Raw genomic sequence first — 22,701 nt, 5'->3', positions numbered from 1 at the left:
CTCCTTATCCACGAAGCAATACTAGCAACACCGTGAGCCCAACGAGAGAAAGAAGAGCAAGAGTGTCTCGTCCATGCCATTTCAATAAACGATACTTTGTACGGCCTTCTCCTCCTCGATAGCCCCGAACTTCCATTGCTATTGCTAGATCTTCTGCCCGTTTAAATGCATTAACAAATAGCGGAATCATTAACGGTACCACCGCTTTCAGACGATCCTTAAGCGGTCCGCTGGACATATCAGATCCTCTGGCCATTTGTGCTTTCATCACCTTATCCGTTTCATCCATTAAGGTTGGAATAAAGCGAAGGGCAATCGACATCATGAGGGCAAGTTCATGAGCCGGAAATTTAATTTTCTTTAATGGGTTTAAAAGACTTTCAAGTCCGTCTGTTATCGAAATTGGCGTAGTTGTCAGCGTTAGTAAGGATGTCATAAAGACCAACAGCAAAAATCTTGTTGAAATAAAAATCGCTTGCCGTACGCCTTCTTCGTAAATCGTCACAAAGCCAAGGTCGACAATTATATCCCCTTCGCGAGCAAAAAAGATTTGCAGCACAAAGGTGATCGCAATGATGATCATGACCGGCTTCAGCCCTTTTATTAAAAAACGGATCGTAACACCGGATAGCCAAATTGAAAGAACCGTAAAGGCGGCCGCGGCTCCGTACGCCCAACCATTATTAGCCAAAAAAATAATACCGATAAAAATAAAAACAAAAAGCAGCTTCGCTCGCGGATCCAAACGGTGTGCGATGGAATCAGCTGGGATATATCGCCCAAAGATCATTTTCTCCATCATAACGGGTGTCCTCCTGACAGCTGCTTCCACTGAGCCACAAGCTCTTCCATCGTTAAACATACGACCGGAAAAAGTATGCCCGTCTTATGTTCTAGAAGACGCTGGAAGTGAACGACCTCGGGTACACTTAGATCCCATTGCTTAAGCTTCTCGGCATCAGCAAAGATTTCTCTCGGTGTTCCTTCATGTACTTTTTTCCCTTTATGCATGATGACAATTTTATCTGCATACACAGATGCATCCTCCATGCTGTGGGTGACTAAAATCATGGATAGATTTCGTTCTTTATGAAGACGGTAGAACATATCCATCATTTCTTTTCTTCCACGGGGGTCCAGACCCGCCGTTGGCTCATCCAATACAATGAGGTCCGGCTGCATGGCAAGCACACCTGCAATGGCAACACGACGCATCTGACCGCCTGATAAATCAAATGGAGACTGATTCAAAATTTCTCTTGAAAGACCAACCTCTTCAATCCAGTATTCAGCACGGTTTTTTGCTTCTTCTTCACTCACACCGAAATTCATCGGTCCATAGCAAATATCCTTTAGCACGGTTTCCTCAAACAGCTGCTGCTCAGGAAACTGAAAAACAATCCCTACCTTTTGGCGAATTGACTTCAGTTCTTTTTCCTTTCGCCCAGCCCGGACCGTACGATCACCGATTACGACAGACCCTGCAGTTGGCTTTAAGAGAGCATTTAAGTGCTGCAGAACTGTTGATTTACCTGAACCCGTGTGGCCAATAATTGCGACGTATTGTCCGCTTGGAACCGAAAAAGAAACGTCTTCTATTGCCAACTTCTCGAATGGTGATCCTGCTGCATATCGATATTCTACTTTTTGAAGTGAGATGTCCATAGCTCAATCACCAACTCTTCTTCAGTTAAATATTGTCCCTGTAGTGGAACGCCCTGCTCTTTAAACGTATTCGCCATTTTTATTGGAAATGGCAGATCAAGTCCAAGCTTTACGAGCTCATCGCCAAGCTTAAAAATTTCATCTGGTGTTCCCGTTTGAAAAACTTCTCCATCATTCATGACGATAATACGATCTGCTTTCGCAGCCTCTTCTAAATCATGCGTAATGGACAATACCGTCAAGCCTTGTACTTCCTTTAGCTGTCGGACCAATGAGATAATTTCCTCTCTGCCATGTGGATCAAGCATTGAGGTTGCTTCATCCAAAATAATGATATCAGGTCTAAGCGCAAGAACACTTGCTATGGCGACCCGCTGCTTCTGACCACCCGACAGATGGTGTGGCTCTTGATTTAGAAAGTCATCCATTTTCACCTGCTTAAGTGCTCCGATTACGCGTTTGACCATATCTTCGTAAGGAACACCATGGTTCTCCAAGCCAAAAGCCACATCATCTTGCACAGTCGTTCCAACGAATTGATTATCAGGGTTCTGAAAAACCATTCCAATATGTTTTCTTGTATCCCATACAGTGCTGTTATCGAGCTTAATTCCAGCTATATGAATCTCCCCGTTTTCCGGAAAATAGAGTCCATTAATTAATTTTGCCAGTGTTGACTTACCTGACCCGTTATGTCCAACAATCGCGACCCATTCACCTTCATGAATTGAAAAGGACACTTGTTTTAATACATCATGTACAGAATTAGGATAGCGAAATGTGATCGAATCTAAGGAAATGATTGGTTTTTTCATCTGCCTACGTCTCCCATCTAAAAAGTGCAAGCGGCTTGCATAGCCCAGATAATCATGAGTAATCATAATCCAGTCGATATTCATGCAAACTGGGTTTTGTGGCTTATCCTCCTGATATACTAGCTGCTGAAGCTGGATTTACTAAAAAGCCGAAGCAGGCATTCAGCCGCGACAATCATAAGGCGAATGCTAAAGCATTTTTTACCTTCTGGCAACGATTGACTTGCGACTTCGGTTAAACTGTATGCTAAAGGAGGTCTATATTTTTATTAATCCCTAAAATACAAAAAAAGCGCGCACCTCATTCAAGGAAATGCGCTCGCTTCATTCATAAAAAATTATGACGTTCCAGATCCACTGTGACGATGGATGAATGAGGTGCTAAGAGCTAAACGAGATAGCCGGAGCTACTCATCATAACACTCTGCTTTTTGCGTGTCGTATGATCGTTAAAGCTGTTTAAAGAAAGAGGGCGAGACCAGTTAGGCTCTAACTGTTCCGCCCTCTGAGTTGTGATGAATTATACTAGCTCAATGATTACCATTGGTGCGCCGTCTCCGCGACGTGGACCAACTTTCATGATACGTGTATATCCACCTTGACGTTCAGCGTAGCGTGGTGCTACATCGTCAAATAATTTTTGAAGTGCGAATACAGACTTTTCATTGCCTTCTTCGTCCTTCGTTGTTGTAAGTTCGCGACGGATGTAAGCAGCTGCTTGACGACGTGCGTGCAAGTCACCGCGTTTTCCAAGTGTGATCATTTTTTCAGCAACAGAGCGAAGTTCTTTCGCACGTGCTTCAGTTGTTTCGATACGTTCGCTGACGATCAAGTCAGTAGTAAGATCACGAAGTAGTGCCTTACGCTGAGAGCTTGTACGTCCTAACTTTCTGTAAGCCATGAAGGGTTCCCTCCTTTGTTAAAGTTGTGTCTATCTTCGGATGATTCTAGTCATTTTAGAACAGTTCAGTCCTCTTTACGAAGACCAAGACCAAGTTCATCTAATTTCGCCTTAACTTCTTCTAAAGATTTACGGCCAAGGTTACGCACTTTCATCATGTCCTCTTCTGACTTGTTAGACAGCTCTTGGACTGTGTTGATTCCTGCACGCTTCAGGCAGTTGTAAGAACGAACCGATAGATCTAGTTCTTCGATCGTCATCTCTAGAACTTTCTCTTTCTGATCTTCTTCTTTTTCCACCATGATTTCGGCATTCTGTGCTTCATTGGTCAATCCTACAAAGATATTAAGGTGTTCGGTCAGAATTTTAGCACCTAAAGCAACTGCTTCTTTCGGGCCAATACTGCCGTCTGTCCAGACATCAAGTGAAAGCTTATCGAAGTTCGTCATTTGACCAACACGAGTATTTTCTACTTGATAGTTTACACGAGAAACTGGTGTATAAATTGAGTCGATAGGAATTACACCGATCGGAAGATCTTCACGTTTATTTTGGTCAGCAGGTGTGTATCCACGACCTCTTGATGCAGATAAACGCATACGAAGATGTCCGTTTTTGCCGATTGTAGCGATGTACAGGTCAGGGTTAAGAATTTCAACATCACTGTCATGCGTAATATCAGCTGCGGTGATCACACCATCACCTTGAACATCAATTTCAAGTGTCTTTTCTTCATCTGAATAGATCTTTAATGCCAACTTCTTGATATTCAAAATGATAGTTGTAACGTCTTCTACAACGCCTTCAATCGTTGAAAACTCGTGAAGAACACTATCAACCTGAATTGAAGTGATAGCAGCACCAGGGAGTGAAGATAATAGGATACGACGCAAGGAGTTACCCAATGTTGTACCATATCCACGCTCAAGTGGCTCTACAACGAATTTTCCGTACTTGGCATCATCGCTGATCTCAACCGTCTCAATTTTTGGCTTTTCAATTTCGATCATTCAAATTTACCCTCCTTCAAAACGTCGAAATCCCGAACTATTTGATCCAACTACAGAATCTGTTCGAAATTCCCCATGTTTGCGGTTCCCATTGTGCAAAACAACTGGATCATTCATTTCTGCATGAAGGAATCTACTGATCCCAGTATGGACAAGGATCCGAATTTTATACAGAAAAATTAAACACGACGACGTTTTGGTGGACGACAACCATTGTGAGGTACTGGAGTAACGTCTTTAATAGCTGTTACATCAAGTCCAGCAGCTTGCAATGCACGGATAGCTGCTTCACGACCAGCACCAGGCCCTTTTACTGTTACTTCAAGAGTTCTCAAACCGTGTTCCATTGAAGTTTTAGCTGCTGTTTCAGCTGCCATTTGAGCTGCAAATGGTGTAGATTTACGAGATCCTCTGAAACCAAGTGAACCAGCACTTGACCAAGAAATTGCGTTGCCATGAACGTCTGTAATGGTAACGATTGTATTATTAAAAGTTGAACGAATGTGTGCAATACCAGCTTCGATATTCTTTTTCACACGACGCTTACGAGTTTGTTGTTTACGTGCCATTTTAAGAAGAAACCTCCTTTACGAATTATTTTTTCTTGTTAGCTACGGTCTTACGAGGACCTTTACGAGTACGTGCGTTGTTCTTCGTGTGTTGTCCACGGACAGGAAGTCCACGACGGTGACGAAGGCCACGGTAAGCACCGATTTCCATCAAACGTTTGATGTTAAGTGATACTTCACGACGAAGGTCACCTTCAACTTTCAAACGGTCAACGATTTCACGAATTTTATTAAGCTCATCTTCAGTCAAGTCGCGAACGCGAGTGTCTTCAGATACGCCTGCTTCAGCTAGGATTTTCCCGGCTGTAGATTTACCGATACCAAAGATATAAGTTAGAGAGATCACAACGCGTTTGTCACGCGGAATGTCTACACCAGCAATACGTGCCATTTAAAGAGCACCTCCTTCTTGATTAGCCTTGTTTTTGTTTATGCTTTGGATTTTCGCAAATCACCATTACTTTGCCGCGTCTGCGGATTACTTTACACTTTTCGCAGATCGGCTTAACAGATGGTCTGACTTTCATCTTATCTAAACCTCCTTAGTGGTTCGGAGTGCAAAAGATTATTTGTAACGGTAAGTGATACGACCACGAGTCAAGTCATATGGAGATAGCTCCACTGTCACTCGGTCTCCTGGCAGAATTCGAATAAAATGCATGCGAATTTTACCAGATACGTGTGCAAGCACACTGTGGCCATTCTCTAATTCTACCTTAAACATTGCGTTAGGCAAAGTCTCAACTACGGTTCCTTCAACTTCGATAACATCGTCTTTCGCCATTGAACATGTCTCCCTTCTTTATCAATCTTTTAGGATCTCATGGACAAATGTGTTGACTGCATGACGCAGCCTTGCATATGTCGCACGCCCAGTTTCGGAAATACTATTTTGAACTTCCGAAGATACATAATCGCATGAAGTCGAATGTTGAATGTTTTTCTTTTTTGGGCGGTCGAACTTCCGGCGCTCACCGTCCTCAACTAAAACAAACTTCTCATCCAACCGATGAATGACAACCGCAGATACACCCGTATCACGGCCCTTGTTCAAAAGCACAATCTGCCCTATCCCGGGGGGCGAATCGGATTCAAACAATAAGGATTGCCTTTATTTAGGCTTTTGTCAGGATTTCATAACCGTCCTCAGTGATTGCAATCGTGTGTTCAAAGTGAGCACACATCTTACCATCCACGGTAACTACTGTCCAGTTATCAGAAAGAGTATTGACATAGCGACTCCCTGCATTTACCATCGGTTCAATTGCTAGTACCATGCCCGGCTTCAAGCGTGGCCCTTTATTGGGTGGACCATAATGAGGGATTTGTGGCGCCTCATGCAAGTCTTGCCCAACTCCGTGCCCAACATACTCCCGTACAACTGAGAAACCATTGGCTTCTACGTACGTTTGTATTGCATGAGAAATGTTCGAAAGACGCACACCCGGCTTCGCTTCCCTTAGACCAAGAAAGAGTGACTCTTCCGTGACCTCCAGGAGCTTTTGTGTATCAGCAGAAATACTGCCAACAGGATACGTCCAAGCTGAATCCCCATGGTAGCCCTTATAATAAGCACCAATATCAACACTGATAATGTCACCATCATTTAAGATCCGGTCACCCGGAATACCATGAACAAGCTCTTCATTAACCGAAGCACAAATGCTGCCGCGAAAACCATTGTATCCCTTAAAGGATGGAACAGCGCCATGCTGCCGGATAAACCGATCAGCGATCGCATCAAGTTCCTTCGTTGTGATTCCAGGCGCAATATGCTTTTGCATCTCCTGATGGGTTAACGCAACAATCTTGCCTGCTTCGCGCATGATCTCAATCTCACGAGGAGTCTTGCAAATGATCATTAGCGAAGGCCCTCGAGCAAGTCATCAATATCAACGAATACTTTATTAATATCCTGTTGACCATCAATGTCCTTTAGAACGCCCTTCTTGCTGTAAAAGTCAAGAAGAGGTTGTGTTTGCTTCATATTAACATCTAAACGATTCTTAACAGTTTCAGGTTTGTCATCCTCACGCTGGTACAATTCACCACCGTCTTTATCACAAACACCTTCCACTGCAGGAGGATTGAAGATTGTATGATACGTTGCACCACAGGTCTTGCAAATCCAACGACCTGTTAAACGCTTCATCAACTCTTCTGTTTCCACCTTAATGTTTAGAACATAGTCCAAATTTTTTCCAAGATCAGAAAGTAACGTATCAAGCGCATCTGCTTGAGCTACTGTTCTTGGGAACCCATCTAGTAAGAATCCTTTTTGGCAATCTTCCTTGCTTAGTCGCTCACGTACAATCCCGATGGTTACTTCATCAGGTACCAGGTCTCCCTGATCCATAAACGATTTAGCTTTCAAGCCTAACTCCGTACCACCTTTGATTGCAGCACGGAACATATCTCCTGTAGAAATATGAGGAATTTCATACTTTTCGATAATTTGTTCAGCCTGAGTGCCTTTCCCAGCACCAGGCAAACCCATTAATACTATATTCACAAGTCAGCCCCCTCAGTCTTTTGGTGGGCTTCGGGTAGCCTATGTGCCCCCAAAACCATGTGGTTATCTCATGAATCCTTTATAATTACGCTTCACAAGCTGTGCTTCCAATTGCTTCATTGTCTCAAGCGCAACACCTACGATGATCAAAAGGCTGGTACCGCCGATTTGAACAGCTGGAGGCAATCCTGCAAGATTAATAAAGAAGATTGGCAGAATGGACACAACCGATAGGAAGATAGCTCCTATAAATGTTAAACGATAAAGGACATTTGTCAGGTAATCTTTGGTCGCTTGACCTGGACGAATACCTGGGATATAACCACCTTGTTTTTTAAGGTTCTCAGCCATGTTTTCGGGATTCACTTGAATGAAGGCATAAAAGTACGTAAACGCAACAATTAATGCAACATATATCGCCATCCCAATTGGCTGTGTATAGTCAAAGACATTTTGTATCGTCGTGGTGACGTTGTTTGATCCGAAAAAAGTTAGTAATGTTTGCGGTGTGATCATAAAGGATATCGCAAAGATAACCGGAATTACACCAGCAGCATTTACTTTCAATGGCAGGTGAGTCGATTGACCACCCGTAGCAGGCGCGTTTTTTCCGCCTACACGTTTTGCATACTGTACAGGAATCTTGCGCAACGCTTGCTGCACAAAGATAACCCCTACGGTAATTGCAACAACTGCCAAAGCAATAAGCACTAAAATAATAATGTTAAGGAACAATTGCTCCCCAGCATCTTGAATTTGTGTAGCATAGATTTGATTAACTGCATTAGGAATAGCTGCCACGATACCTGCAAAGATAATAATGGAAATACCATTTCCAACACCCTTTGCCGTGATTTGCTCTCCTAACCACATCAAAAAGGCTGTACCCGTTGTAAGAACGATAGCAATCAACAGATAGGTTCCGATGGACGTATCCTGAATCAAGTTGCCTCCGTACAAACGGTTAAACCCATAAGACATACCAATTGCTTGGATAAATCCAAGAACAATCGTGAAATATCTTGTAAACTGAGCCAACTTACGTCGTCCAACATCTCCCTGTTTAGCCCACTCTGCAAATTTCGGAACAACGTCCATTTGCAAAAGCTGAACGATGATGGATGCCGTAATATACGGCATAATACCCATCGCCAGAATGGAGAAGTTGATTAAGGCTCCGCCTCCAAATGTATTCATGAAGCCGATTAGACCAGTAAACTGATCTTGTGCTTGAAGTACTTCTGCATCTACTCCCGGAACCGGAATAAATGTTCCGATTCGGAAGACCACCAACATTAATAGAGTGAATATAATTTTGTTTCTTATATCACTCACGCGCATAAAATTGGAGATTGTTTGAAACATTAAACCACCTCAGTTTGTCCGCCTGCAGCTTCGATCGCTTCTTTAGCAGTGGAAGAGAATTTGTGAGCTTTAACTGTTAGTTTTTTCTCGATCTTCCCTTTTGCAAGAATCTTGATACCCGCTTTTTCATTGCTTACAACACCTGTTTCGATAAGAAGTTCCGGCGTTACTTCCGTACCCTCTTCGAAACGATTTAATGCTTCTAGGTTCACAATCGCGAATTCCTTGCGGTGGATATTTGTGAATCCACGCTTAGGAAGACGACGAGCTAATGGGTTTTGACCACCCTCAAATCCAGGACGAACACCGCCGCCTGAACGAGAATTTTGACCCTTGTGACCTCTACCAGCTGTTTTACCGTTACCAGAACCGATACCGCGACCTACACGGTTACGTTCCTTACGGGAACCTTCACTAGGCTTTAACTCATGAAGTTTCATAATGGCACCTCCTTGTTGATAGACGTATTATTACAATTCCTTAACAGAAACCAAATGAGAAACTTTATTGATCATACCGCGAATCGCAGCATTATCTTGTTGTTCTACAGTTTGGTTAGTTTTACGCAAACCAAGAGCCTCAACAGTTTTGCGTTGATCTTTGTTGCGGCCGATTAAGCTACGAGTGAGGGTAATTGCTAGTTTGTTTGCCATCACTTATCCCTCCTTATCCTAACAGTTCTTCCACTGTTTTACCACGCAGTTTCGCGACGTCTTCAGCACGCTTAAGTTGCGTTAGACCATTGACAGTGGCACGAACCATGTTGATTGGTGTGTTAGATCCTAAAGATTTAGACAGAATGTCAGCGACACCGGCAAGTTCAAGTACCGCACGAACCGGTCCACCAGCGATAATTCCTGTACCTGCAGAAGCAGGTTTAATCAGAATTTCACCAGCACCGAAATGTCCAATTACAAGGTGAGGAGTTGTGCCTCCTACCATTGGTACTTCAATAAGATTTTTCTTCGCGTCTTCGATTGCTTTACGGATCGCATCAGGAACCTCTTGGGCTTTACCTGTACCGAAACCTACGTGGCCGTTCTTGTCGCCTACCACTACTAGAGCGGTGAAACGGAAGCGGCGCCCACCTTTTACAACCTTAGCGACACGGTTAATCGTAACTACGCGTTCTTCAAGTTCGAGTTTGTTTGGATCAATGCGACGCATCTGGATTGTCCCTCCTTTTTCTATTAAAATTCAAGTCCATTTTCGCGTGCAGCTTCAGCTAAAGCTTTCACACGGCCGTGGTATAGATATCCTCCACGGTCAAATACGACTGATTTCAAACCTTTTTCAACTGCACGTTTAGCTAGCAATTCACCAACTTTAGATGCTGCAGCAACGTTGCTGCTTGCTTCTAGTCCAAGCTCCTTGTCAGATGTTGAAGCGCTTGCCAATGTTTTACCAGCCACATCATCAATTAGTTGAGCATAGATGTGCTTATTAGAGCGAAAAACGTTTAAACGTGGACGAGATTCAGTTCCAGTAATTCTAGAACGTACGCGTGCATGACGTTTTTTACGTACCGCATTCTTGTCAGCTTTCGTAATCAATCAAGGTCACTCCTTTCATGCGCCTAAGCGGCATTATTTACCTGTTTTACCTTCTTTACGACGAACTTGTTCGCCTTCATAACGAATTCCTTTGCCTTTATATGGCTCTGGAGGACGTACGTCACGGATGTTAGCAGCAAGTGCACCAACGCGCTCTTTGCTCGCACCTTTAATAATAACTTTTGTATTAGATGGAACTTCAACTTCAATTCCATCTTCTGGTGTGATCTCAACCGGGTGAGAGTAACCAACGTTTAAGATTAGCTTGTTACCTTGCTTTTGGGCACGATATCCGACCCCAACAAGTTCAAGACCACGCTCAAATCCTTTGGATACACCTTCAACCATGTTTGCGATAATCGCACGAGTTGTACCATGTAAAGCACGATGTTCTTTTGAATCAGAAGGACGAACAACTGTTAAGATGTTACCTTCCTGCTCAACTGTAATTTCAGGTTTGTGTGTGAATGTTAGTTCACCTTTAGGTCCTTTAGCTGTAACGGTTGAACCTTCAAAAGTAAGCGTTACATCAGATGGTACCTCAATTGGTTTTTTACCTACACGAGACATTTTGTTGCACCTCCATTCCTATTAAAAAATACTACCAAACGTATGCTAGAACTTCTCCGCCTACTTGCTTAGAGCGAGCTTCTTTATCAGTTAACACACCATTGGAAGTTGATACTAGAGCGACTCCAAGGCCATTCAATACACGTGGTACTTCATCAGCTTTTGCATAAACACGAAGTCCAGGCTTGCTGATACGTTTAAGGCCAGTAATAACACGCTCATTGTTCGCACCATACTTAAGGAAGATACGAATAATACCTTGTTTGCTGTCCTCGATATATTCAACGTCACGAACGAAACCTTCACGTTTAAGAATTTCTGCGATTTCCTTTTTAATGTTGGAAGCAGGAACCTCTAGCTTCTCGTGACGAACTTGATTCGCATTACGGATGCGAGTCAACAAATCTGCGATTGGATCTGTCATTGTCATTATGTTTTACCTCCTTCCCAAAATCGGGTATTACCAGCTGGCTTTTTTAACGCCAGGAATTTGACCCTTGTATGCAAGCTCACGGAAACAAATACGGCAAAGCTTGAATTTACGAAGTACTGAGTGTGGACGTCCGCAACGTTCGCAGCGAGTGTACTCTTGTACTTTAAATTTTTGTGTGCGTTTTTGTTTCGCAATCATTGATTTTTTAGCCACGTTTACGCCTCCCTTTTGTAAAGATTACTTTTGGAATGGCATACCGAATTGTGTAAGTAATTCACGAGATTCTTCATCAGAATTAGCTGTTGTCACAATAACGATGTCCATACCACGAACCTTGGATACTTTATCATAATCGATCTCTGGGAAGATAAGCTGCTCTTTAACACCAAGAGTGTAGTTTCCACGGCCATCGAAAGATTTTTTAGAAATCCCGCGGAAGTCACGTACACGTGGAAGAGATACAGAGATAAGCTTGTCTAGGAATTCATACATACGCTCGCCGCGAAGTGTAACTTTCGCTCCGATTGGCATGCCTTCACGTAGACGGAAGCCCGCGATAGATTTTTTAGCTTTTGTCACTAAAGGTTTTTGACCAGTGATTTTCGCTAGTTCTTCTACAGCAGTATCTAATGCTTTAGCGTTTTGAACAGCGTCACCAACACCCATGTTGATTACGATTTTGTCGATTTTTGGCACCTGCATAACAGATGTGTAGTTAAACTTGCTCACAAGAGCAGTTGTAATTTCATTGTTGAATTTCTCTTTTAGGCGGTTCATGCTTGAGTACCTCCTTTCTTATCGAACTATTTATAGAACTTCACCTGATTTTTTTGCATAACGTACTTTTTTGCCGTCCTCAACTTTGTAACCAACGCGTGTTGGTTCGTTAGTTTTTGGATCAATGAGCATTACATTTGAAACGTGAATTGCTGCTTCCATGTTGATGATCCCACCTTGTGGGTTCATTTGGGAAGGCTTAGAGTGCTTCTTGACGATGTTTACACCCTCAACAAGCACGCGGTCTTTTTTCGGGAAAGCTGCAAGAATTGTTCCAGTCTTACCTTTGTCTTTACCGGAAATAACCATGACTTTATCGCCTTTTTTAACGTGCATCCTGTCGCACCTCCTTGATACGGTGGTTATTGATCAATTACAGAACTTCTGGAGCAAGAGAAACGATCTTCATGAAGCTGTTGTCACGAAGCTCACGAGCAACCGGACCGAAGATACGAGTTCCGCGAGGGCTCTTGTCGTCTTTGATGATGACACAAGCGTTTTCGTCGAATTTGATGTAAGTACCATCAGTACGGCGAACTCCACTCTTAGTGCGAACTACTACTGCTTTCACAACTTCACCTTTTTTAACAACGCCCCCTGGTGTTGCTTGTTTCACTGTGCAGACGATAATATCACCAATGTTAGCAGTTTTGCGGCCAGAGCCACCAAGTACCTTAATTGTTAATACTTCACGTGCGCCAGAATTATCAGCTACTTTTAAACGGGATTCTTGTTGAATCATGTAGGTTACCTCCCCTCGGAATTAACTTATCCGAACAATATATTAGATAATAACCGCTTTTTCTACGACTTCCACTAGACGGAAACGTTTAGTTGCTGAAAGCGGGCGAGTTTCCATTACACGAACGATGTCGCCAATTTTGGCTTCATTCTGTTCATCGTGAGCTTTGTACTTTTTAGAGTATTTTACTCGTTTGCCATAAAGTGAATGTTTCTTTTGTGTCTCAACTAAAACTGTAATCGTTTTGTCCATTTTATCAGACACGACACGTCCAGTGTAGACTTTACGCTGATTGCGTTCACTCATGCTGCAAACCTCCTCTCAGTTATCAATTGTTAGCGCCAATCTCTCTTTGACGAATCACGGTTTTCATACGAGCGATGGCTTTACGTACTTCACGAATGCGAGCTGTGTTTTCCAATTGACCAGTAGCAAGTTGGAAACGAAGGTTGAAAAGCTCTTCCTTCAGTGATTTTACTTTTTGTTCTATTTCGGCAGTGGTTAGTTCACGAATTTCATTAGCTTTCATTTGATTCACCACCAATTTCTTCGCGTTTTACAAACTTAGTTTTAATAGGAAGTTTGTGTGATGCAAGACGAAGAGCTTCACGTGCAACCTCTTCTGATACTCCGGCAATTTCAAACATAATCTTTCCAGGCTTTACAACTGCAACCCATCCTTCAGGAGCACCTTTACCAGAACCCATTCGGACTTCAAGAGGTTTTTTCGTGTAAGGCTTATGAGGGAAGATTTTGATCCATACTTTACCGCCACGTTTCATGTAACGTGTCATCGCAATACGAGCAGCTTCGATTTGACGGTTGGTGATCCAACTAGCTTCAAGAGCTTGCAAACCATATTCACCGAAAGTCACTTCAGTGCCACCTTTTGCTTGACCACGCATTTTTCCGCGGTGTACACGACGGTATTTTACGCGTTTAGGTAACAACATGATTAGTTTCCTCCTTCCTCGGACTTCTTCTTGGTAGGAAGAACTTCTCCACGGTAAATCCATACTTTAACACCGAGCTTACCATAAGTAGTATCCGCTTCAACGTGAGCGTAATCAATGTCAGCACGAAGAGTATGAAGTGGAACAGTTCCTTCGCTATAATGTTCAGCACGAGCGATGTCTGCTCCGCCAAGACGACCAGAAACTTGCGTTTTGATCCCTTTAGCACCAGCACGCATTGTGCGTTGAATTGCTTGTTTTTGTGCACGACGGAAAGACACACGGTTTTCCAGTTGACGTGCGATATTTTCACCAACAAGTTTAGCGTCAAGATCAGCTCTCTTGATTTCAACGATATTGATGTGAACACGCTTTGCAGTTAGGTCATTAAGGCCTTTACGAAGTGCTTCGACTTCAGTACCACCTTTACCGATAACCATACCAGGCTTAGCAGTGTGAATTGTAATGTTAATGCGGTTAGCCGCACGCTCGATTTCAACCTTAGAAACTGATGCTTCTTTTAGGCGATTTTCAATGTAATCACGGACTCTAAGGTCTTCGTGAAGAAGATCTGCATAGTCTTTTCCTGCGAACCATTTTGATTCCCAGTCACGAATAATGCCGATACGTAGTCCTATTGGATGTACTTTTTGACCCACGCATTATCCCTCCTTTTTTTCAGATACCACGATTGTAATGTGGCTAGTACGTTTGTTGATTGCACTTGCACGACCCATCGCACGAGGACGGAAACGTTTAAGTGTAGGGCCTTCATTTACATAAGCCTCTGTAATCACTAAATTATTGATGTCCATATCGTAGTTATGCTCAGCGTTCGCTGCAGCAGATTTCAATACCTTTTCAACAACGGGTGAAGCAGAGCGTGGAGTGTGGTTTAAAATAGCAACCGCCTCGCCAATCTGCTTACCTCGGATCAAATCCACTACTAGGCGTACTTTACGAGGAGCAATACGAACTGTTCTCGCAACAGCTTTAGCTTGCATTAGGATAGCCTCCTCTCAATTAGCGTCTTGTTTTCTTATCATCGTTACCATGGCCTTTGTATGTGCGGCTAGGTGCGAATTCACCAAGCTTGTGCCCCACCATGTCTTCTGTAACGTATACTGGAACATGTTTGCGTCCGTCGTATACAGCGATTGTATGCCCGATGAAAGCTGGGAAAATTGTTGAACGACGAGACCAAGTTTTAATGACTTGTTTCTTCTCTACTTCGTTAAGCTTTTCAACTTTTACCATTAAATGATCGTCCACAAATGGTCCTTTTTTCAAGCTGCGACCCATATTGGAACCTCCCTTCGTAATTGCCCTACGGCTCGTTTGCTGAACCGTAGCTCAATCCCGTTATTTTTTACGGCGACGTACAATGAATTTATCGGATTTGTTCGTTTTCTTACGAGTTTTGTAACCAAGAGTTGGTTTACCCCATGGTGACATTGGTGATTTGCGCCCGATTGGAGAACGACCTTCACCACCACCGTGTGGGTGATCGTTAGGGTTCATTACAGATCCACGTACAGTTGGACGTTTGCCTAACCAACGAGAACGACCTGCTTTACCAATGTTGATTAGTTCGTGCTGTTCGTTACCAACTTGACCAACAGAAGCGCGGCAAGTAGCAAGGATCATACGAGTTTCACCAGAGTTAAGACGTACAAGTACGTATTTACCTTCTTTACCTAGAACCTGTGCTGATGTACCAGCTGAACGTACTAGCTGACCACCTTTACCAGGCTTAAGCTCGATATTGTGGATTACTGTACCAACAGGGATGTTGATAAGCGGAAGGGCATTGCCTGTTTTGATGTCCGCTTCTGGACCAGACATAACTTCCATACCCACTACTAGTCCTTTAGGAGCTAGGATATAACGTTTTTCACCATCAACATAGTTGATAAGTGCAATGTTTGCTGAACGGTTTGGATCATATTCGATAGTGGCAACGCGTCCTGGAATGCCATCTTTATTACGCTTAAAGTCGATGACACGGTATTGACGCTTGTGACCGCCACCTTGATGACGAACGGTTAACTTACCTTGGTTGTTACGACCACCTTTACGCTTTAAAGGCGCTAGTAATGATTTTTCTGGGCTGCTAGTTGTAATTTCAGCAAAATCAGAAGTAGTCATGCCGCGACGACCATTGGAGGTAGGTTTATACTTTTTAATCGCCATTCTATTCCCTCCTCTTCTATAGATCAGTTATTAAACTTCAAAAAATTCGATTTCTTTGCTTTCTTCAGTCAAAGTTACAATTGCTTTACGACGTTTGTTTGTATAACCTGCATAACGTCCTACGCGCTTGTATTTACCTTTGTAGTTCAATACATTAACTTTTGCAACGTCTACGCCGAAGATTTCTTCGATCGCGTCTTTTACTTGAGTTTTGTTGGCACGAGTGTCAACTTCAAACGTATATTTCTTCTCACCCATAAGGTCTGAAGAGCGTTCAGTAATTACGGGGCGCTTAATGATATCACGAGCTTCCATTATACAAGCACCTCCTCTACTTTTTGAACCGCTGCCTTCGTCATGATTAGCTTGTCGTGTCCAAGCACGTCAAGAACATTGACTCCGTTTGCAGATACGATTGTTACTCCAGGAATATTACGGCCAGAAAGTGCGATGTTTTCATCAAGACCGTCAGTCACTACTAGGACTTTCTTGTCTACTGAAAGATTTTTAAGCACTGCTGCAAATTCCTTTGTTTTTGGCGTTTCGAATGAAAGCGCCTCTAATACTAAGATGTTCTCTTCAACCACTTTGGAAGAAAGAGCAGATTTGATCGCCAAGCGACGAACTTTTTTAGGAAGCTTGTAGCTATAGCTACGTGGTGTCGGGCCGAATACAGCACCGCCGCCACGCCATTGTGGTGAGCGGATAGAACCTTGACGAGCACGACCAGTACCCTTTTGGCGCCATGGCTTACGTCCACCGCCGCGTACTTCAGAACGATTTTTTACTTTGTGTGACCCTTGGCGTAATGATGCACGCTGCATAACTACCGCCTCAAACATCACAGCGTTGTTTGGCTCAATACCGAAGATCGACTCGTTAAGCTCGATTTCTCCAGCTTGAGAACCATCTTGTTTGTATAGAGATACTTTAGGCATTCCTGTTTCCTCCTTTCCGATAGCGTCTATTAGTTAGCTTTAACCGCACTATTTACTTGAATCATTGATTTGTTCGGGCCAGGGACATTCCCCTTAATAAGAATCAAGTTACGTTCAGCATCAATTTTAACAATTGATAAATTCTGAATCGTAATTCTCTTGCCACCCATACGTCCAGGCAATTTTTTACCTTTAAATACGCGGTTTGGATCTACAGGACCCATTGAACCAGGACGACGGTGATAGCGAGAACCATGGGACATAGGTCCGCGGGATTGGTTGTGGCGCTTGATCGCACCTTGAAAACCTTTACCCTTCGAAATACTAGTCACATCCACTACATCGCCTTCTGCAAAAATATCAACCTTGACTTCTTGACCAACCTCATACTCTCCAAGTTCTGCACCGCGTACTTCGCGAATGAAGCGCTTAGGAGTAGTTTCTGCTTTAGCAGCATGGCCAGCTTCTGGTTTGTTTGAAAGCTTAGCACGCTTGTCATCAAAACCTAGTTGGATCGCCTCGTATCCGTCTGTATCAACTGTCTTCTTTTGAAGAACAACGTTTGGAGTTGCTTGGATTACAGTTACAGGGATCAAGTCACCATTTTCAGCAAAAACTTGAGTCATTCCAATCTTTCTACCTAAGATTCCTTTGGTCATTAGTCACACCTCCTAAATTGTTTTTATTAAAATGTATTTTGATTAAAGTTTAATTTCGATGTCAACGCCGGACGGTAAGTCAAGACGCATAAGAGCATCAACCGTTTGTGGTGTTGGGTTCACAATATCAACAAGACGTTTGTGAGTGCGCATTTCGAACTGCTCACGTGAGTCTTTGTATTTGTGTACCGCACGAAGAATTGTGTAAATTGACTTTTCAGTTGGTAGCGGAATTGGACCTGATACGCTAGCACCTGAACGTTTTGCAGTTTCAACAATTTTCTCTGCGGACTGATCAAGAATTCTGTGATCATACGCTTTTAAACGGATACGAATTTTTTGCTTTGCCATTATTTTCCCTCCTTTTTCGCCTATTTGTAAATAGACATTCTCCGCGAAAATTTCCCACACACCAGCCATGGCAAAGCGGCCGGGTGTGTCGGCAACCTCCCGCATCATCGCAGTCAAAGACCAACATTTGATATTATACAGAAAATATTAGAATCTCGCAAGTCTTTTTGAAAAATAGTTATTAACGCACTTATTTCATTATACTAGCGTGCCTCTATTGTTTCAAGAGAGTCGAATATAGTCGGAAAATTCAAATGGATAACCTAGCACAAACATTTTTTATTATAAAACAAACCTTGCTAAGATAACCAAATCTCTCATCAACAAAGAACTTTTTATTCACATACATATCCTATTGTTTAAAACGATAATATCTCTTTAAGAAAGATTGATTGGGTGATTACTGTAACGAACATACAGTGAACACGCTCCGTTCTGCAAAAACAACCATTCAGTTAGGTTCAATTGAGTTTCTTCTATAGTAAATAAACTCTAGTTCTACTTAGAACACACTAAAGCAGCTTGGTGGTGAATAAATGATCGTTACTCTATAAAATGTCGCAACAACTTTAAAAGGTAGACCTATATTCCAAAATCTCAATATTTTACTAGTCAATTTTTTTTTAATATATGACAACATGGATACTTTAAAGGTGAAACTCCCCGCACAAAATGCTAGGAACAAATTTTGCTGCTTACTTTGCATCCCTATAACAAAACAATTATAAAAAAAGCCTGCTTCCCTTATTGGGAAACAGGCTTTAGTCGTTGTCGACAGGAATTATTTCTGAATTGAAGCAACTACGCCAGCGCCTACTGTACGTCCACCTTCACGAATAGAGAACTTAGTTCCTTCTTCGATCGCGATTGGAGAGATAAGCTCAACAGTCATTTCAATGTTGTCGCCAGGCATAACCATTTCAACGCCTTCAGGCAAGTTACATACGCCAGTTACATCAGTTGTACGGAAGTAGAACTGTGGGCGGTAGTTAGAGAAGAATGGAGTGTGACGTCCACCTTCTTCTTTTGATAGAACATAAACTTCAGCTTTGAAGTTTGTGTGTGGAGTGATTGTTCCTGGCTTAGCAAGAACTTGTCCACGGTTGATATCTTCACGTGATACGCCACGAAGAAGTGCACCAATGTTGTCACCAGCTTCTGCATAGTCAAGAAGCTTACGGAACATTTCAACACCTGTAACAGTTGTTGATTTTGGTTCTTCAGTGAACCCGATGATGTCAACTACGTCACCGACTTTAACTTGTCCACGCTCAACACGGCCAGTAGCAACTGTTCCACGACCAGTGATTGAGAATACATCCTCAACTGGCATCATGAAAGGTTTTTCAGTGTCGCGTTCTGGAGTTGGGATATAAGAATCTACAGCTTCCATAAGCTCATAGATTTTTTCTTCCCAAGCAGCATCGCCTTCAAGAGCTTTAAGAGCAGAACCTTTAATTACTGGAATATCGTCGCCAGGGAAATCGTAGTCAGAAAGAAGATCACGAATTTCCATTTCAACTAGTTCAAGAAGCTCTTCATCGTCTACCATGTCGCATTTGTTCATGAATACTACAAGGTAAGGTACACCTACTTGACGAGAAAGAAGGATGTGCTCACGAGTTTGTGGCATTGGGCCGTCAGCAGCAGATACTACTAGGATTCCGCCATCCATTTGCGCAGCGCCAGTAATCATGTTTTTAACATAGTCAGCGTGACCCGGGCAGTCTACGTGTGCATAGTGACGAGTATCAGTTTCGTACTCAACGTGTGCAGTTGAGATCGTGATTCCGCGCTCGCGCTCTTCTGGAGCACCATCAATTTGATCATATGCCATTGCAGTTCCACGACCATATTTCTTGTGAAGTACAGTTGTGATTGCAGCTGTTAGAGTTGTTTTACCATGGTCAACGTGTCCAATAGTACCAATGTTAGCATGTTCCTTGGAACGGTCGAATTTTTCCTTAGCCATTCTGGAAATCCTCCTTTAGATAGTAAAGAATTTATTTTGATATGAGCTTGAGAAGTGCCATACACTTCCCTCGCCTCATAGCTTACATAAGTAGTTATACTTGATTGTAAGTTCTAAATCAATTATTCACCTTTATTTTTTTTGATGATCTCTTCAGAGATTGATTTAGGCACTTCTTCATAATGATCAAAGAACATTGAAAACGTTCCACGACCTTGTGTGTTTGAACGAAGTGATGTTGCATATCCGAACATTTCCGATAATGGCACGAACGCTTTAACGATTTGTGCGTTTCCACGTGCATCCATACCTTCAACGCGTCCGCGACGAGATGTGATATCTCCCATAATGTCTCCCATGTATTCTTCTGGAATTGTTACTTCCACACGCATAAGCGGCTCAAGAAGAACTGGGTTACATTTCGCTACAGCATTTTTCAATGCCATTGATGCAGCGATTTTAAACGCCATTTCAGAGGAGTCAACATCATGGTAAGATCCATCATATAGACGGGCTTTAATATCGATTAATGGATAGCCTGCAAGTACACCGTTTCCTAATGAATCTTCAAGACCCGCTTGAACAGCAGGGATGTATTCACGAGGAACAGTACCACCAACAATACCATTCTCGAATTCAAAGCCTTTTCCTTCTTCATTTGGAGAGAACTCGATTTTAACGTGACCAAATTGACCGCGTCCACCAGATTGGCGCACGAATTTCCCTTCAACTTGTGCAGAGCTGCGGAATGTCTCACGGTAAGATACCTGAGGAGCACCCACATTAGCTTCTACTTTAAATTCACGGCGCATACGGTCAACTAGGATATCAAGGTGAAGTTCACCCATACCTGCGATGATCGTTTGACCTGTTTCCGTGTCTGTATGTGCATGGAAAGTTGGATCTTCTTCCTGAAGCTTTTGAAGAGCTTGACCCATTTTATCTTGGTCAGCTTTTGACTTCGGTTCGATCGCAACAGAGATAACCGGCTCTGGGAATTCCATTGACTCTAGGATAACAAGATTTTTCTCGTCACATAGTGTGTCACCTGTAGTTGTATCTTTAAGACCAACAGCAGCAGCGATATCTCCAGCATATACTTGTCCAATCTCTTCACGAGAGTTAGCATGCATTTGAAGGATACGTCCTACGCGCTCACGCTTTCCTTTAGAAGAGTTTTGAACGTAAGATCCGGATTGAAGTGTACCAGAGTACACACGGAAGAACGTTAGTTTACCAACATAAGGATCTGTCATTACCTTGAATGCTAATGCAGAAAATGGTTCTTCATCGCTAGATGGACGAAGCACTTCTTCATCAGAATCAGGAAGTATACCTTTGATAGAAGGTACATCTAATGGTGATGGCAGGTAGTCGATAACGGCATCCAGCATAAGCTGAACCCCTTTGTTTTTGAAGGCAGAACCACAGATTACAGGGTAGAATTCAACGTTTACAGTTCCTTTACGGATTGCAGCTTTGATTTCTTCTGTAGTTATCTCTTCACCTTCAAGATATTTCTCCATCAGGTTTTCATCAAGATCTGCTACCGCTTCAATTAGCTTTCCACGGTACTCTTCTGCTTGTTCCTGATATTCTTCAGGAATATCACTAACTTTGATGTCAGTACCAAGATCATCCCCGTAGAAAGTAGCTTTCATTTCTACAAGGTCAATGATTCCTCTAAACTCATCCTCAGCACCGATTGGAAGCTGAATTGGATGTGCATTCGCTTGAAGACGATCATGCATTGTGCCAACTGAGTACAAGAAGTCCGCACCAATTTTGTCCATTTTATTAACGAACACGACACGCGGAACACCATAAGTTGTTGCTTGGCGCCATACTGTCTCAGTTTGAGGTTCAACACCAGATTGAGCATCAAGAACTGCTACTGCTCCATCAAGTACACGCAGAGAACGTTCAACTTCAACAGTGAAGTCTACGTGACCAGGTGTATCGATGATGTTAACGCGGTGTTCTTTCCAAGCAGCTGTTGTAGCAGCTGATGTGATTGTAATACCACGCTCTTGCTCTTGTTCCATCCAGTCCATCTGTGATGCACCTTCGTGCGTTTCACCGATTTTGTGAATACGACCAGTGTAATACAGAACACGCTCCGTTGTAGTCGTTTTACCAGCATCAATGTGTGCCATGATGCCGATATTACGAGTTTTATTCAAGGAGAACTCTCTAGCCATGGGTATTTCTCCTTCCTAAGATAATAATATTGTATAACTTAGTTTTAGATTACCAACGGTAGTGAGCAAACGCTTTGTTTGCTTCTGCCATTTTGTGTGTATCTTCACGTTTCTTCACTGCAGCTCCAGTATTGTTTGCTGCATCAAGAATTTCGTTAGCAAGACGCTCTTCCATCGTTTTTTCTCCACGAAGACGAGCATAGTTTACTAACCAACGAAGACCTAGAGTTGTACGACGCTCCGGGCGAACTTCAACTGGCACTTGATAGTTAGCACCACCCACACGGCGTGCACGCACTTCAAGAACTGGCATGATGTTTTTAAGAGCTTGGTCGAACACCTCAAGAGGATCCTTACCACTGCGTTCTTGGATCACATCAAACGCGGAATAAAGAATCTTTTGAGCTGTACCTCTCTTACCGTCAATCATAATTTTGTTAATTAGACGAGTAACCAATTTCGAACTATAAATCGGATCTGGCAACACGTCACGTTTAGCTACTGCACCTTTACGAGGCATGT

At 42.8% G+C, this 22,701-nt stretch carries 37 protein-coding genes; all 37 read right to left on the bottom strand.

Annotated elements, in window-relative coordinates; genetic code table 11:
* Positions 1-4: 4 nt before the first annotated feature.
* The 37 genes from KP78_RS00775 to rpsG all read right to left on the bottom strand — a co-directional run bounded on the left by KP78_RS00775 (position 5) and on the right by rpsG (position 22,699).
* Positions 5-802, bottom strand: a complete 798-nt coding sequence (locus tag KP78_RS00775) for an energy-coupling factor transporter transmembrane component T family protein (RefSeq protein ID WP_041085479.1) — start codon at positions 800-802, stop codon at positions 5-7.
* Positions 799-1,665 (bottom strand): energy-coupling factor ABC transporter ATP-binding protein, encoded by an 867-nt coding sequence (locus KP78_RS00770; RefSeq protein WP_041085477.1) that lies wholly within the window; start codon positions 1,663-1,665, stop codon positions 799-801. Before KP78_RS00770 ends, KP78_RS00775 begins: the two co-directional genes overlap by 4 nt.
* Positions 1,641-2,480, bottom strand: a complete 840-nt coding sequence (locus KP78_RS00765; RefSeq protein WP_041085497.1) for an energy-coupling factor ABC transporter ATP-binding protein — start codon at positions 2,478-2,480, stop codon at positions 1,641-1,643. Before KP78_RS00765 ends, KP78_RS00770 begins: the two co-directional genes overlap by 25 nt.
* A 520-nt stretch (positions 2,481-3,000) precedes the next feature.
* Positions 3,001-3,381, bottom strand: a complete 381-nt coding sequence (rplQ, locus tag KP78_RS00760; protein ID WP_041085475.1) for a 50S ribosomal protein L17 — start codon at positions 3,379-3,381, stop codon at positions 3,001-3,003.
* Between the two features lie 65 nt (positions 3,382-3,446).
* A complete protein-coding gene (locus KP78_RS00755; protein WP_041085473.1) occupies positions 3,447-4,391 on the bottom strand; it encodes a DNA-directed RNA polymerase subunit alpha in 945 nt (314 codons plus the stop codon).
* A gap of 179 nt (positions 4,392-4,570) precedes the next feature.
* Positions 4,571-4,960: a 30S ribosomal protein S11 gene (rpsK, locus tag KP78_RS00750; protein WP_041085471.1), complete on the bottom strand. Its 390-nt coding sequence runs from the start codon at positions 4,958-4,960 to the stop codon at positions 4,571-4,573.
* Between the two features lie 25 nt (positions 4,961-4,985).
* Positions 4,986-5,351 carry a 30S ribosomal protein S13 gene (gene rpsM / locus KP78_RS00745; protein ID WP_041085469.1) on the bottom strand — a complete coding sequence of 122 codons (366 nt, stop codon included), beginning with the start codon at positions 5,349-5,351 and terminating at the stop codon, positions 4,986-4,988.
* A 22-nt stretch (positions 5,352-5,373) separates the two neighbouring features.
* The gene (gene rpmJ / locus KP78_RS00740) at positions 5,374-5,487 is read right to left on the bottom strand and encodes a 50S ribosomal protein L36 (protein WP_000868344.1); all 114 of its coding nucleotides are present in this window, start codon (positions 5,485-5,487) and stop codon (positions 5,374-5,376) included.
* Between the two features lie 38 nt (positions 5,488-5,525).
* A complete protein-coding gene (gene infA, locus KP78_RS00735) occupies positions 5,526-5,744 on the bottom strand; it encodes a translation initiation factor IF-1 (RefSeq protein ID WP_041085467.1) in 219 nt (72 codons plus the stop codon).
* A 21-nt stretch (positions 5,745-5,765) separates the two neighbouring features.
* Positions 5,766-6,020 carry an RNA-binding protein gene (locus KP78_RS00730; protein WP_327063141.1) on the bottom strand — a complete coding sequence of 85 codons (255 nt, stop codon included), beginning with the start codon at positions 6,018-6,020 and terminating at the stop codon, positions 5,766-5,768.
* Between the two features lie 55 nt (positions 6,021-6,075).
* The gene (gene map, locus KP78_RS00725; protein WP_041085465.1) at positions 6,076-6,822 is read right to left on the bottom strand and encodes a type I methionyl aminopeptidase; all 747 of its coding nucleotides are present in this window, start codon (positions 6,820-6,822) and stop codon (positions 6,076-6,078) included.
* The gene (locus KP78_RS00720) at positions 6,822-7,472 is read right to left on the bottom strand and encodes an adenylate kinase (protein WP_041085464.1); all 651 of its coding nucleotides are present in this window, start codon (positions 7,470-7,472) and stop codon (positions 6,822-6,824) included. Before KP78_RS00720 ends, map begins: the two co-directional genes overlap by 1 nt.
* Before the next feature lie 63 nt (positions 7,473-7,535).
* A complete protein-coding gene (gene secY, locus KP78_RS00715; RefSeq protein WP_041085463.1) occupies positions 7,536-8,837 on the bottom strand; it encodes a preprotein translocase subunit SecY in 1,302 nt (433 codons plus the stop codon).
* Positions 8,837-9,277, bottom strand: a complete 441-nt coding sequence (gene rplO / locus KP78_RS00710) for a 50S ribosomal protein L15 (protein WP_041085461.1) — start codon at positions 9,275-9,277, stop codon at positions 8,837-8,839. The genes secY and rplO overlap by 1 nt, the downstream gene beginning before the upstream one ends.
* 30 nt (positions 9,278-9,307) lie before the next feature.
* Positions 9,308-9,490 (bottom strand): 50S ribosomal protein L30, encoded by a 183-nt coding sequence (gene rpmD, locus KP78_RS00705; protein ID WP_041054725.1) that lies wholly within the window; start codon positions 9,488-9,490, stop codon positions 9,308-9,310.
* Positions 9,491-9,503: 13 nt separating this feature from the next.
* On the bottom strand, positions 9,504-10,004 hold the full coding sequence (gene rpsE / locus KP78_RS00700) for a 30S ribosomal protein S5 (protein WP_041085460.1): 501 nt from the start codon (positions 10,002-10,004) through the stop codon (positions 9,504-9,506).
* Positions 10,005-10,027: 23 nt separating this feature from the next.
* Complete coding sequence (gene rplR / locus KP78_RS00695) at positions 10,028-10,390, bottom strand: 50S ribosomal protein L18 (RefSeq protein WP_041085458.1); 363 nt, start codon at positions 10,388-10,390, stop codon at positions 10,028-10,030.
* A 33-nt stretch (positions 10,391-10,423) separates the two neighbouring features.
* The gene (rplF, locus tag KP78_RS00690; protein WP_041085456.1) at positions 10,424-10,960 is read right to left on the bottom strand and encodes a 50S ribosomal protein L6; all 537 of its coding nucleotides are present in this window, start codon (positions 10,958-10,960) and stop codon (positions 10,424-10,426) included.
* Between the two features lie 31 nt (positions 10,961-10,991).
* Complete coding sequence (gene rpsH, locus KP78_RS00685; RefSeq protein WP_041085454.1) at positions 10,992-11,390, bottom strand: 30S ribosomal protein S8; 399 nt, start codon at positions 11,388-11,390, stop codon at positions 10,992-10,994.
* Between the two features lie 30 nt (positions 11,391-11,420).
* The gene (rpsN, locus tag KP78_RS00680; protein WP_010285078.1) at positions 11,421-11,606 is read right to left on the bottom strand and encodes a 30S ribosomal protein S14; all 186 of its coding nucleotides are present in this window, start codon (positions 11,604-11,606) and stop codon (positions 11,421-11,423) included.
* A gap of 24 nt (positions 11,607-11,630) precedes the next feature.
* Complete coding sequence (rplE, locus tag KP78_RS00675) at positions 11,631-12,170, bottom strand: 50S ribosomal protein L5 (RefSeq protein WP_041085452.1); 540 nt, start codon at positions 12,168-12,170, stop codon at positions 11,631-11,633.
* A gap of 30 nt (positions 12,171-12,200) precedes the next feature.
* A complete protein-coding gene (gene rplX, locus KP78_RS00670; protein WP_041085451.1) occupies positions 12,201-12,506 on the bottom strand; it encodes a 50S ribosomal protein L24 in 306 nt (101 codons plus the stop codon).
* A gap of 37 nt (positions 12,507-12,543) precedes the next feature.
* Complete coding sequence (gene rplN, locus KP78_RS00665; protein ID WP_041085449.1) at positions 12,544-12,912, bottom strand: 50S ribosomal protein L14; 369 nt, start codon at positions 12,910-12,912, stop codon at positions 12,544-12,546.
* 42 nt (positions 12,913-12,954) lie between these two features.
* The gene (gene rpsQ / locus KP78_RS00660; RefSeq protein WP_041085447.1) at positions 12,955-13,218 is read right to left on the bottom strand and encodes a 30S ribosomal protein S17; all 264 of its coding nucleotides are present in this window, start codon (positions 13,216-13,218) and stop codon (positions 12,955-12,957) included.
* Positions 13,219-13,240: 22 nt separating this feature from the next.
* Positions 13,241-13,441, bottom strand: a complete 201-nt coding sequence (gene rpmC, locus KP78_RS00655) for a 50S ribosomal protein L29 (protein ID WP_041085445.1) — start codon at positions 13,439-13,441, stop codon at positions 13,241-13,243.
* Positions 13,431-13,865, bottom strand: coding sequence for a 50S ribosomal protein L16 (gene rplP, locus KP78_RS00650; protein ID WP_041085443.1), 435 nt, complete (start codon positions 13,863-13,865; stop codon positions 13,431-13,433). Before rplP ends, rpmC begins: the two co-directional genes overlap by 11 nt.
* A gap of 2 nt (positions 13,866-13,867) precedes the next feature.
* Complete coding sequence (rpsC, locus tag KP78_RS00645; RefSeq protein ID WP_041085442.1) at positions 13,868-14,524, bottom strand: 30S ribosomal protein S3; 657 nt, start codon at positions 14,522-14,524, stop codon at positions 13,868-13,870.
* A 3-nt stretch (positions 14,525-14,527) separates the two neighbouring features.
* On the bottom strand, positions 14,528-14,869 hold the full coding sequence (gene rplV, locus KP78_RS00640) for a 50S ribosomal protein L22 (protein ID WP_041085441.1): 342 nt from the start codon (positions 14,867-14,869) through the stop codon (positions 14,528-14,530).
* A gap of 19 nt (positions 14,870-14,888) precedes the next feature.
* A complete protein-coding gene (gene rpsS / locus KP78_RS00635; RefSeq protein ID WP_041085440.1) occupies positions 14,889-15,167 on the bottom strand; it encodes a 30S ribosomal protein S19 in 279 nt (92 codons plus the stop codon).
* A 60-nt stretch (positions 15,168-15,227) separates the two neighbouring features.
* Entirely contained in the window at positions 15,228-16,058 is an 831-nt protein-coding gene (gene rplB / locus KP78_RS00630; RefSeq protein ID WP_041085437.1) for a 50S ribosomal protein L2, read from the bottom strand.
* A gap of 30 nt (positions 16,059-16,088) precedes the next feature.
* On the bottom strand, positions 16,089-16,373 hold the full coding sequence (gene rplW / locus KP78_RS00625) for a 50S ribosomal protein L23 (RefSeq protein ID WP_041085435.1): 285 nt from the start codon (positions 16,371-16,373) through the stop codon (positions 16,089-16,091).
* On the bottom strand, positions 16,373-16,996 hold the full coding sequence (rplD, locus tag KP78_RS00620; RefSeq protein ID WP_041085434.1) for a 50S ribosomal protein L4: 624 nt from the start codon (positions 16,994-16,996) through the stop codon (positions 16,373-16,375). Before rplD ends, rplW begins: the two co-directional genes overlap by 1 nt.
* A 29-nt stretch (positions 16,997-17,025) precedes the next feature.
* Positions 17,026-17,655 (bottom strand): 50S ribosomal protein L3, encoded by a 630-nt coding sequence (rplC, locus tag KP78_RS00615; RefSeq protein ID WP_041085433.1) that lies wholly within the window; start codon positions 17,653-17,655, stop codon positions 17,026-17,028.
* 42 nt (positions 17,656-17,697) lie between these two features.
* Positions 17,698-18,006, bottom strand: a complete 309-nt coding sequence (gene rpsJ / locus KP78_RS00610; protein WP_041085495.1) for a 30S ribosomal protein S10 — start codon at positions 18,004-18,006, stop codon at positions 17,698-17,700.
* A 781-nt stretch (positions 18,007-18,787) separates the two neighbouring features.
* Positions 18,788-19,978, bottom strand: a complete 1,191-nt coding sequence (tuf, locus tag KP78_RS00605; protein ID WP_041085432.1) for an elongation factor Tu — start codon at positions 19,976-19,978, stop codon at positions 18,788-18,790.
* A 122-nt stretch (positions 19,979-20,100) separates the two neighbouring features.
* Positions 20,101-22,179 carry an elongation factor G gene (gene fusA, locus KP78_RS00600; RefSeq protein ID WP_041085431.1) on the bottom strand — a complete coding sequence of 693 codons (2,079 nt, stop codon included), beginning with the start codon at positions 22,177-22,179 and terminating at the stop codon, positions 20,101-20,103.
* Between the two features lie 49 nt (positions 22,180-22,228).
* The gene (gene rpsG, locus KP78_RS00595) at positions 22,229-22,699 is read right to left on the bottom strand and encodes a 30S ribosomal protein S7 (protein ID WP_041085430.1); all 471 of its coding nucleotides are present in this window, start codon (positions 22,697-22,699) and stop codon (positions 22,229-22,231) included.
* Between the last annotated feature and the right edge of the window lie 2 nt (positions 22,700-22,701).

This window comes from Jeotgalibacillus soli (genome assembly GCF_000829435.1).
Classification (GTDB): domain Bacteria; phylum Bacillota; class Bacilli; order Bacillales; family Jeotgalibacillaceae; genus Jeotgalibacillus; species Jeotgalibacillus soli.
The sequence above is the reverse complement of the archived record's forward strand: the minus strand, read 5'-3'. Positions and strand labels throughout refer to the sequence as shown.